Raw genomic sequence first — 8938 nt, 5'->3', positions numbered from 1 at the left:
ACTCGACCGTCCGTCTAAAGGCCTTCCGGGAGGGCGGCAGGACCGTCTACGATACGATAGACAACCGCAGGAGGCGGTTGGGGCTGGCGGCGTAGGCCGCTGTCCAAGTAACTGTCCGCACCCCCCTTAGATTCTCTAGACGCTCATAACCGTCAATCTCATGCAAAATCGTGGGTCTTCGTTGACTGCAGTCTTTTCCTGCTTGACGAAAATACCCCCTAGGGGTATAAGCTCTTTTCGAGAATGAAAGCCGGAGCTATGAGCGAAGGAATACTATGAAGAACGAGAAAGCATTCAGCGGGGAAGGGACGGCGCAGACAATGCCGAAGGCCGGGGCGGCCCAGGCGGCGGCCAAGACTGGTGCAGGTAGAACGGGCCACGTGCCCGATTGCCCCTGCCGGCACAAGAACACACCGCGCAGCACCGAGCTGCAGGCGGATATGCAGAAGCGGCTGAACCGGGCCATCGGGCAGCTTACCGGCGTGAAGGCCATGATCGAGGACAACCGCTATTGCGGGGATGTGCTCACCCAGCTGGCCGCCGCCGAGGCGGCGGTGCGGCGCGTGTCGGAGATGGTGCTGGCCGAGCATATGCGCACCTGCGTGGTGGAAGAGGTGCGCGCCGGCAACGACGAGGTGATCGACGAAGTGATGGCGCTCATGAGCCGCTTCTCGAAGTAAGGAAGGCAAGCTATGTCCCAACGAGAGACAATCCAGCAGGAGACGATACAGCAGGAGACGACTCGGCAAGAGGCGCCGCAGCACGACGGCGAAGCGCCCTGGGCCAACCTGCGTCTGGCCATCGACGGCATGCACTGCGCGAACTGCGCGGCCAACATCGAGAAGCACTACCGCGCCACGCCCGGCGTCGTCGATGTGGCGGTGAACCTGGCCAACAACACGGGGCGCGTGGTGTTCGACCCGGCCCAGGCCAGCGTGGACGACATGCTCGCCGTCTTCGACAATCTGTCCTTCACGGCCGAGATCATTCCCGAGGACGCACCGCTGGTGGACGAGAAGCGCCGCGCCCGCGAGGCCGCCCGGGCCAAGCGCGATCGCAAGGTGTTCGGCGTGGCGGCCGTGCTCACGGTGGTTATTGTGGCCATCGGCATGATTCCCGGCTGGCACATGGGGGTGGGCGCGGCCCTGGCGGGGCTGTTCGTGCCCGAGCCCACCCATGTGCAGGCCATGTTCGCGGCGAACCTCTTGCTGCTGGCGCTCACGGCCCCGGTGCAGTTCGGTTGCGGCGCACGGTTCTACAAGGGCGCCTGGGGCTCGCTTAAAGGCGGCTCGGCGAATATGGACGTGCTCGTGGCGCTCGGTACCTCCATCGCGTTTCTGTTCTCGCTGTGGATCACGTTTTTGCCGGTGATCACGGGGGATTGGGAAAGCCATGCGGCGCTCGCCATCAACGACGGCATGCCCTATTTCGAGACCTGTGCCATGCTCATCACCTTCGTGTTGTTCGGCAAGATGCTGGAAAGCCGCGCCAAGGGCGCCACGAACCAGGCCATCGAGTCGCTCATGAACCTCACCCCGCCAACGGCGCGGGTGGTCCGCGGCGGCGAGGAGCGCGAGGTGCCGCTGGCCCAGGTGGTGGCCGGCGACACGGTGCTCGTGCGGCCGGGCGAGAAGATGCCGGTCGATGGTGTGGTGGTGGAAGGCGCCACGGAAGTGGACGAGTCCATGCTGACCGGCGAGACACTGCCCGTGGTGAAGGCCCAAGGCGACGCGGTGACCGGCGGCACCCAGAACACCACCGGCGCGGTGACCGTGCGCGCCCTGCGCGTGGGCGCCGATTCCACGTTGGCCCGCATCGTGCGCGCCGTGGAGGACGCCCAGGGCACCAAGGCCCCCATCCAGCGCATCGCCGACCGCATCGCTGCGGTGTTCGTTCCCGCCATCCTGCTGATTGCGCTCGTCGTGTTCTGCGCGTGGTTCTTCGTCGTGCCAGCTGGTTCCGACGGCCGCCTGGTTCAGGCGCTCATGCCGGCCATCGCCGTCATCTGCGTGGCCTGCCCCTGCGCGCTGGGCCTCGCGACCCCCACGGCGCTCACCGTGGGTATGGGGAAGGGCGCCCAGCTCGGCGTGCTCATCAAGGACGGCACCGTGCTGGAGACCATGGGCAACCTCACGGCGGCCGTCTTCGACAAGACGGGCACCCTTACGCAGGGCGAACCGGTCGTTGTGGCCTGCGATGTTCCCGATGACGCCCTGCGTCTGGCCGCCGCTCTGGAGGCGAAGAGCGAGCATCCCCTGGCCCGCGCCGTCGTGACCTATGCGACCGGGCGCAGCCTGGCGCCGCTGCCCGCGGCTGAGTCCTTCGAGGCCGTCGTCGGCGAGGGCGTGCGCGGCGTCGTGGAAGGCCACGAGGTGTTCGTGGGCGTCGGGAAGGCCGAAGCCGGGGCCTCGGGATCCCTCGTGTCCGTCGACGGTGCGCCTGCGGGCCGCATCCAGTTCCGCGACGAACCCAAGCCGGATGCGGCGGCCACGGTGCGCGAGCTATCCCGCGATTTCTCCGTGACCTCCTACATGGTCACCGGCGATGCCGCGCCCACGGCCCGGGCCATCGCCGAGGAGATGGGCATCGCGCCCGACCATGTGTTCGCCGGTGTGAAACCGCTCGAGAAGGCCGATTGCGTACGCGCCGTGCGGGGCGCCGCCGATATCGCCATGCTCGGCAATGCCGCCGCCGAGGCCCGCGATACCGAGAAGGACGACGAGCGCATTTTGGAAATGGAAGTGACTGACCCCGCCTTCATGGCCGCCTCCGACCCCGACATGGGCATTCCCGCCGAGCCTGTGCCCCTGGAGTCTCCGGCGAGCGCCGCCCAGGATGCGGCCGCCGGCGCGAAGACCGTCGTGGCCTTCGTGGGCGACGGAATCAACGACGCCCCGGCGCTGGCCGCCGCCGACGTCGGCGTGGCGCTGGCCTCGGGCACCGATGTGGCTCTGGACGCCGGAAGCGTGGTGCTCATGCGCAACCGCTTGTCCGACCTCATCGTGGCTTTGCGCCTGTCGAAGGCCACCATGCGCAAGATCAAGCAGAACCTGTTCTGGGCGCTCATCTACAACTGCATCATGATTCCGCTGGCCGCCGTGGGCATCCTCGCCCCGGCCCTCGCCGGCGCTGCCATGGCGCTGTCCAGCGTCAGCGTCGTCAGCAACTCCCTTCTGCTGAAACGGTTCAAGTAGAAGGGAGCGCGGTCTACCCCTCCATTCGGAAGCGCCAGGCGCAGTTGCAAGTTTCGTCGGTGATGTCGGGGAAGCAGCTGACGCATTCGCAGTGGATGCAGTCATCCAAGGCGGCAGCGAAGCCGGCGTACTCCAGTTCGCCCACGCTCTTGCAGGGGTGGAACTCCATCCCCTTGCGCGCGCGGGCGTTCTGCACGCGGCAGTCGGTGATGCGGAAGACGAGCGCGTCGTCTTCCCGGCAAATCTCCCATTCGTTTGCCAGTGAGGTGCAGCGCAAAGGCAGCGCCTCGGCGAGTCCCTCAAGTCCGCATCTATCCGAAAGGTCGAGCAGCTTCTTCAAGCGTCGGGCCTCGCTGGGCACGAAGCGTCGCCAGGCAACACGGTCGTGCTCCATGGCCGTGTCCATGCCCTGCTCGCGTTCCAGCGATTGGAACCACGTCCCGTCCAGCGCGATGAGGTCCTTCGCGGTGATTTCCAAAAGCTCGACCAGTTCTTCACGGGTCAGCGCATCCAATCCTTGGGCCATGGTCGCCTCCTTTCCCTAGTGTCGACCTGCTCGATTATAGGCTCCTTGCGCTATACTAGGCCAATTGGAAATGGGCGCGAACGAGCGCACGTATAGCTATAGAAAGGCGTTTCATGGAAACTGCTGCGATTATTTTGGCCGCGGGGGCCGGTACCCGTATGAAGTCGAAGAAGCCGAAGGTGGTTCACGAGGTGCTGGGCCGCCCGCTCGTGCGGTGGGTCGTGGAAGCGGCCAAGGAGGCGGGCGCCGATAGGGTCGTCACCGTGGTGGGGCATATGCGCGACCAGGTGATCCCTTTGGTGGAAGGCGATACCGAGGTCGTCGTGCAGGAGGCCCAGCGCGGCACGGCCGACGCGGTGCTGGCCGCCGCCGATGCCCTGGCCGGCTTCGACGGCGCCGTCGTGGTGCTCTCCGGCGACTCCCCGCTCATTCAGCCCGAGACCATTCGCCAGATGGCGGCTCTGCGCGAGGAGCACAACGCGGCGGTCATCGTGCTCACCATGGAGCTTGAAAACCCCTTCGGCTACGGTCGCATCGTGCGCGACGGCGCCGGGGAGGTGGCCCGCATCGTCGAGCAGAAGGACGCGAGCCCCGAGGAAGCGGCCATCACCGAGTGCAACTCCGGCGTTTACTGCTTCGACGCCTGTGCCCTTTTCGACGCGCTTTCCCAGGTGAACTCCGACAACGCCCAGGGCGAGTTCTATCTTACCGACGTGCTGGCCATCAGCCGCGCCGCCGGGCGGCCCGTGCTCGCCTATAAGACGAGCGATGCGGAGCAGTGCCTGGGCGTGAACTCCCGCGGCCAGCTGGCCGAGGCGACCCGCGTCATGCAGCGGCGCATCAACGACGCGCACATGGCCGCCGGCGTCACGATGTGGGATCCGGCCACGGCCTACATCGGCCCCGAGGTGGAGATCGCCCCCGACGTGGAGCTTCTGCCCAACGTCATGCTGCTGGGGAAGACGACGATCGGCGAGGACAGCGTCGTGGGCCCCGACAGCCGCCTGACCGACACGCGCGTCGGTCGCGGCTGCCGCATCGACGAGACCGTGGCGGTGGAAGCGCTCATCGACGATGGCGCCACCTGCGGTCCGCGCGCCTACCTGCGTCCGGCGGCGCACTTGTGCGAGGGCGCCAAGGCCGGCACCCACGTGGAGATCAAGAAGTCCACCATCGGCAAGGGCTCGAAGGTGCCGCATCTGTCCTACATCGGCGACACCACCATGGGGGAGGGCGTGAACATCGGCGCCGGCTCCATCACCTGCAATTACGACGGCGCGAACAAGCACGCCACTATCATCGGGGACGGCGCCTTCATCGGTTCCGACACCATGATGGTGGCGCCCGTGACCATCGGCGCCGGGGCGCTCGTGGGCGCCGGTTCCACCATCACCAAGGACGTGACGCCGGGAGCGCTGGCCCTCGGGCGCGCCAGACAGCAGGAGATAGAAGGCTGGGTGGCGGCGCACCCCATCGAGAAGAAGAAATAGTCGGTCGGGCCGCTTCAGCCCGCACGAAGCGGCCCATCGTACTACAATAATCGAAGCTGAAAGACCCGTCGCAGAAGGGACGCACCCCATGACCGAGATGACCAAGCGCATGATCCTGTTCTCCGGCTCGGTGAATCCGGAGCTGGCCGAGGAGATCGCCAAGTATCTGAACGTGAACCTCGGCAACATCAAGCACGAGAAGTTCGCCAACGGCGAGATCTACGCCCGCTATCAGGAGTCCATCCGCGGCGCCGACGTGTTCCTCATCCAGTCGGTGTGCGCGAGCGAGACCTTCGACGTGAACGACGCCCTCATGGAGCTGCTCATCATGGCCGATGCCGCCAAGCGCGCAAGCGCCCGCTCCATCTCGGCGGTCATCGCGCACTACGGTTACGCCCGTCAGGACCGCAAGGCCGCCCCGCGCGAGCCCATCACGGCCAAGCTCGTGGCCGATCTGCTCGAGGTCTCCGGCATCGACAACATCATCACGGTGGATCTGCACCAGGACGCCATCCAGGGTTTCTTCGACATCCCCGTGAACCACATGACGGCCATGCCCATTTTCGTGGACTACTTCCGCAACAAGGGTTTCGATCCCGAGCGCTTGTGCGTGGTCTCGCCGGACGTGGGTCGCGCGAAGGCGGCGAAGAAGTTCTCCACGGCGCTCGATTGCGACATCGCCATCATGCACAAGGATCGTCCGAAGCACAACCAGGCCGAGATCACGGCGCTCATCGGCGATGTCACCGACAAGATCTGCATCCTTAACGACGACATGATCGACACCGGCGGATCCCTTGTGGCCGCGGCGGCCACGCTGAAGGCCAAGGGCGCCGCCGAGGTGTACGCCTGCGCCACCCATGGCCTGTTCTCCGGCCCGGCCTACGAGCGTCTGGAGAACTCCTGCATCGAGGAAGTGGTGGTCACCAATGCGGTGCCCGTGCCGCTCGCGCGCCAGACCGGCAAGATCAAGGTGCTCTCCATCGCGCCTCTGTTCGCCCAGACCATCGATGTCGTGTACAACAACGGAAGCATTGGGAAGCTTTTCGAGTAGTTTTTGGTTGTCCGGCCCGAGACCCGGGAGAGGGGACCCGTGCTCAAACAGCATTGAAGTGCGGGTCACGTCGAGGGTCTCGGGCCTTCTTTCTTTGCACTTCAATGAACTGCGCGCGGGCCCCCTCTCCCGGGTCTCGGGCCTACTCTTCCGAATATGAATGACAAGGCGAACGGAGCATATGGATAACGAGTTGTATATGGTTGCGGGCCTGGGGAATCCGGGCGAGGAGTACGAGCATACGCGGCACAACGCCGGGTTCGATACGGTGGACGCGCTGGCGGATGAGCTCGGCGTGCGCTATTGGAAGAACGAGGGCGGGGCGCTTGTGGGGAAGGCGAGCTACCGCGGTCATGAGCTTCTGCTCGTGAAGCCCCAGAGCTTCATGAACACCTCCGGCGGCCCGGTGAGCAAGCTCATGCGCGCTTATGGCGTGGCCCCCGACCATCTCATCGTCGTCCACGACGAGCTGGACATCGAGCCGGGCACCATCCGCGTGAAGTTCGGCGGCGGGCACGCCGGGCACAACGGGCTGCGCTCCATCTGCGACAAGCTGGGCACGCGCGACTGGTTCCGGGTGCGCATCGGCATCGGGCGGCCGCCGGGACGCAAGCCCGTGGTCGACTGGGTGCTCTCGCGCCCGCGCAGCAAGGACGACACCGAGGCTTTCGATCACGCGGTGTCCGAGGGTGCGGACGCGGTGCTGTGCCTCATCGACAACGGGCTGGAGAAGACCCAGCAGAAATTCAACTAGCTCGAATTCCAAGATCGAGCGTTATAATGGCGGAGGGGCGCGGTGCGTCCCTCCGTTCGTTTTGTAGCCACGTGCCAGATTTCGGGTGCCCGAGCGAAATCTCGAACGCCCTGTCATGCTGAAGGTACGGAGGTTTCCATGCATCTTTCCGAGAAGGGGCACACCTACGCCCTGTTCGCCATCGTTGTCATCACCTGCGCTTTGGGCTCTCTCACCCAAACGGTGATGAACTCCATGCTCACGGAAGTGTGCGACGACTTCGCCATCGATGCGGCGCAGGGGCAATGGGTCACGACCATCTACATGCTCACGATGGGGGTCACGGTGCCGGTGGTCACTTACCTTGCGCGCCGGTTCTCGTTGAAGCGCTTGGTGTACTTGGCGCTGGGCTTCTACCTGGCGGGTTCCGTGGCCGGTCTCTTCGCTCCGGTCTTCGCCGTGCTTGTTGCGGCTCGGGTGCTGCAGGCCATCGCCACGGGCATTACACTGCCGCTCGTGCAGTCGGTGGCTATGACGCGTTTTCCTCGGGAGCGCACGGGCACGGCTATGGGCATCGGCGGTATCGCTATGGGGTTCGCGCCCAATATCGGGCCGCTTATCGGCGGTGCGCTCGCCGGCAGCTGGGGATGGCGCAGCTTCTACATCATACTTGCGGGCCTTCTCGCCGTGCTGTGGGTCGCCAACGCAGTTCTGGTGAAGAGCCACGGCGACCACGACGCGCGCCCGGTGTTCGACTACCCGTCGTTCGTGCAGTCCACGCTGGGCTTCGGCGGCCTTCTGCTGGGAGCCTCTAACGCGGCCACGATGCCGCTGTCCGCCCCTTCGGTGTGGTTGCCGGCGCTTCTGGGTGCGGTGTTTATCGCGGTGTTCGTGCGGCGCCAGCGCGTGATCGCCCATCCGCTCATCTGCTTGGATATTTTCGCGTCGCGTCACTACCGGCCCGGGTTCGTGGCGCAGAACTGCCTGTTCGCGTCGTTCATGGGCATCACGCTCGTTCTGCCGCTGTTCATCCAAGGGCCCTGCCATATGACGGCACTGGATGCTGGCATCGCGTTCATCCCCGCCACGGTGGTGGCGCTGTTCGTGAACCCGTTGGCCGGCGTGCTGGTGGACAAGGTGGGCGCCCGGGCCGTGTGCATCACTTCCTCGGTCTTCCTCACGGTGGGAGCCGCCTCGTTCACGTTCGTGGGCCCAGGCACGCCGCTGTGGGTCCTCACGCTGCTGCAGGGTGTGCGCGCCGTGGGTGTGAGCGGGCTGGTGGGGCCGCTGAACTCCTATGGGTTGTCGGGCTTGAACGGCGGCCTCGTCATGGACGGCAGCGCGTTCTTCGCCACGGCCCGTCAGGTGTGCGCCTCGCTCGGCACGGCACTTATGATGCTGATCGTCACCGTGGTAGGTGCAGCTGTAGCCGTCGCGGATCCGGCCGCTGCCGGCGCTGCTGCCGTCGACGGCGGGGCGAGCCTGTCCGCGCTGCCCTATCGGCTGGCCTTCGCCCTCTCCACGCTGTTCGCCGCCGCCGTGCTGGTGACGGCGCTTTGGAAGATCCGCTGAGCGGAAAGCGAGCTCAACTCGCTGAAATGGCTTGAAAATGACGAAACATCGGTTTCTTGGCCCTTAAAAGTTAAAAGAAACTAACCTTCATCTGCGGTTTTCCGAGACAAATCACTCCTTTTTCGCTGCAGTGGGCGTCGTTTTGCTGATGTTTCGTGATTTCCAAGCCATTTCGCCCGGAAAAGCACCGATCTGACCGATCTTTCGTGATTTCCAAGCCATTTTCCCCGGGACGGTATCAACCTGACCGATGTTTCGTCATTTCCAAGCCATTTTGCTCCCGAAGGGCTTCAGTGCTCGTTTCGTTGAGGGGATGGAGCCGCTGGAAAGAGCCATGGTTTATAATCGATGGCGTATCGAATTGACTTG

General features: G+C 65.0%; 7 protein-coding genes. 6 read left to right on the top strand and 1 reads right to left on the bottom strand.

Going from position 1 to position 8938, the window contains the following annotated elements:
- Positions 1 to 275: 275 nt before the first annotated feature.
- Both GO707_RS04870 and GO707_RS04865 read left to right on the top strand, forming a co-directional pair.
- Complete coding sequence (locus GO707_RS04870) at positions 276 to 680, top strand: metal-sensing transcriptional repressor (protein WP_232325593.1); 405 nt, start codon at positions 276 to 278, stop codon at positions 678 to 680.
- Positions 681 to 692: 12 nt separating this feature from the next.
- Positions 693 to 3194, top strand: coding sequence for a heavy metal translocating P-type ATPase (locus GO707_RS04865; RefSeq protein ID WP_157012346.1), 2502 nt, complete (start codon positions 693 to 695; stop codon positions 3192 to 3194).
- A 13-nt stretch (positions 3195 to 3207) separates the two neighbouring features.
- Here the strand turns inward: GO707_RS04865 and GO707_RS04860 are convergent, their stop codons facing one another.
- Positions 3208 to 3720 carry a DUF6125 family protein gene (locus tag GO707_RS04860; protein WP_157012344.1) on the bottom strand — a complete coding sequence of 171 codons (513 nt, stop codon included), beginning with the start codon at positions 3718 to 3720 and terminating at the stop codon, positions 3208 to 3210.
- Between the two features lie 113 nt (positions 3721 to 3833).
- Between GO707_RS04860 and glmU the strand changes: the two genes are divergently transcribed.
- From glmU to GO707_RS04840, 4 genes are all read left to right on the top strand, one after another.
- Positions 3834 to 5210 (top strand): bifunctional UDP-N-acetylglucosamine diphosphorylase/glucosamine-1-phosphate N-acetyltransferase GlmU, encoded by a 1377-nt coding sequence (gene glmU, locus GO707_RS04855; RefSeq protein WP_157012342.1) that lies wholly within the window; start codon positions 3834 to 3836, stop codon positions 5208 to 5210.
- Between the two features lie 88 nt (positions 5211 to 5298).
- Complete coding sequence (locus GO707_RS04850) at positions 5299 to 6264, top strand: ribose-phosphate diphosphokinase (protein ID WP_022740387.1); 966 nt, start codon at positions 5299 to 5301, stop codon at positions 6262 to 6264.
- A gap of 181 nt (positions 6265 to 6445) precedes the next feature.
- The gene (gene pth / locus GO707_RS04845) at positions 6446 to 7018 is read left to right on the top strand and encodes an aminoacyl-tRNA hydrolase (protein WP_418655106.1); all 573 of its coding nucleotides are present in this window, start codon (positions 6446 to 6448) and stop codon (positions 7016 to 7018) included.
- Between the two features lie 138 nt (positions 7019 to 7156).
- On the top strand, positions 7157 to 8569 hold the full coding sequence (locus GO707_RS04840) for an MFS transporter (RefSeq protein ID WP_157012340.1): 1413 nt from the start codon (positions 7157 to 7159) through the stop codon (positions 8567 to 8569).
- The last annotated feature ends 369 nt before the right edge of the window (positions 8570 to 8938 follow it).

It is taken from the genome of Adlercreutzia rubneri, assembly GCF_009755265.1.
GTDB lineage: Bacteria > Actinomycetota > Coriobacteriia > Coriobacteriales > Eggerthellaceae > Adlercreutzia > Adlercreutzia rubneri.
This window is presented reverse-complemented; position numbering and strand designations above follow the sequence as displayed.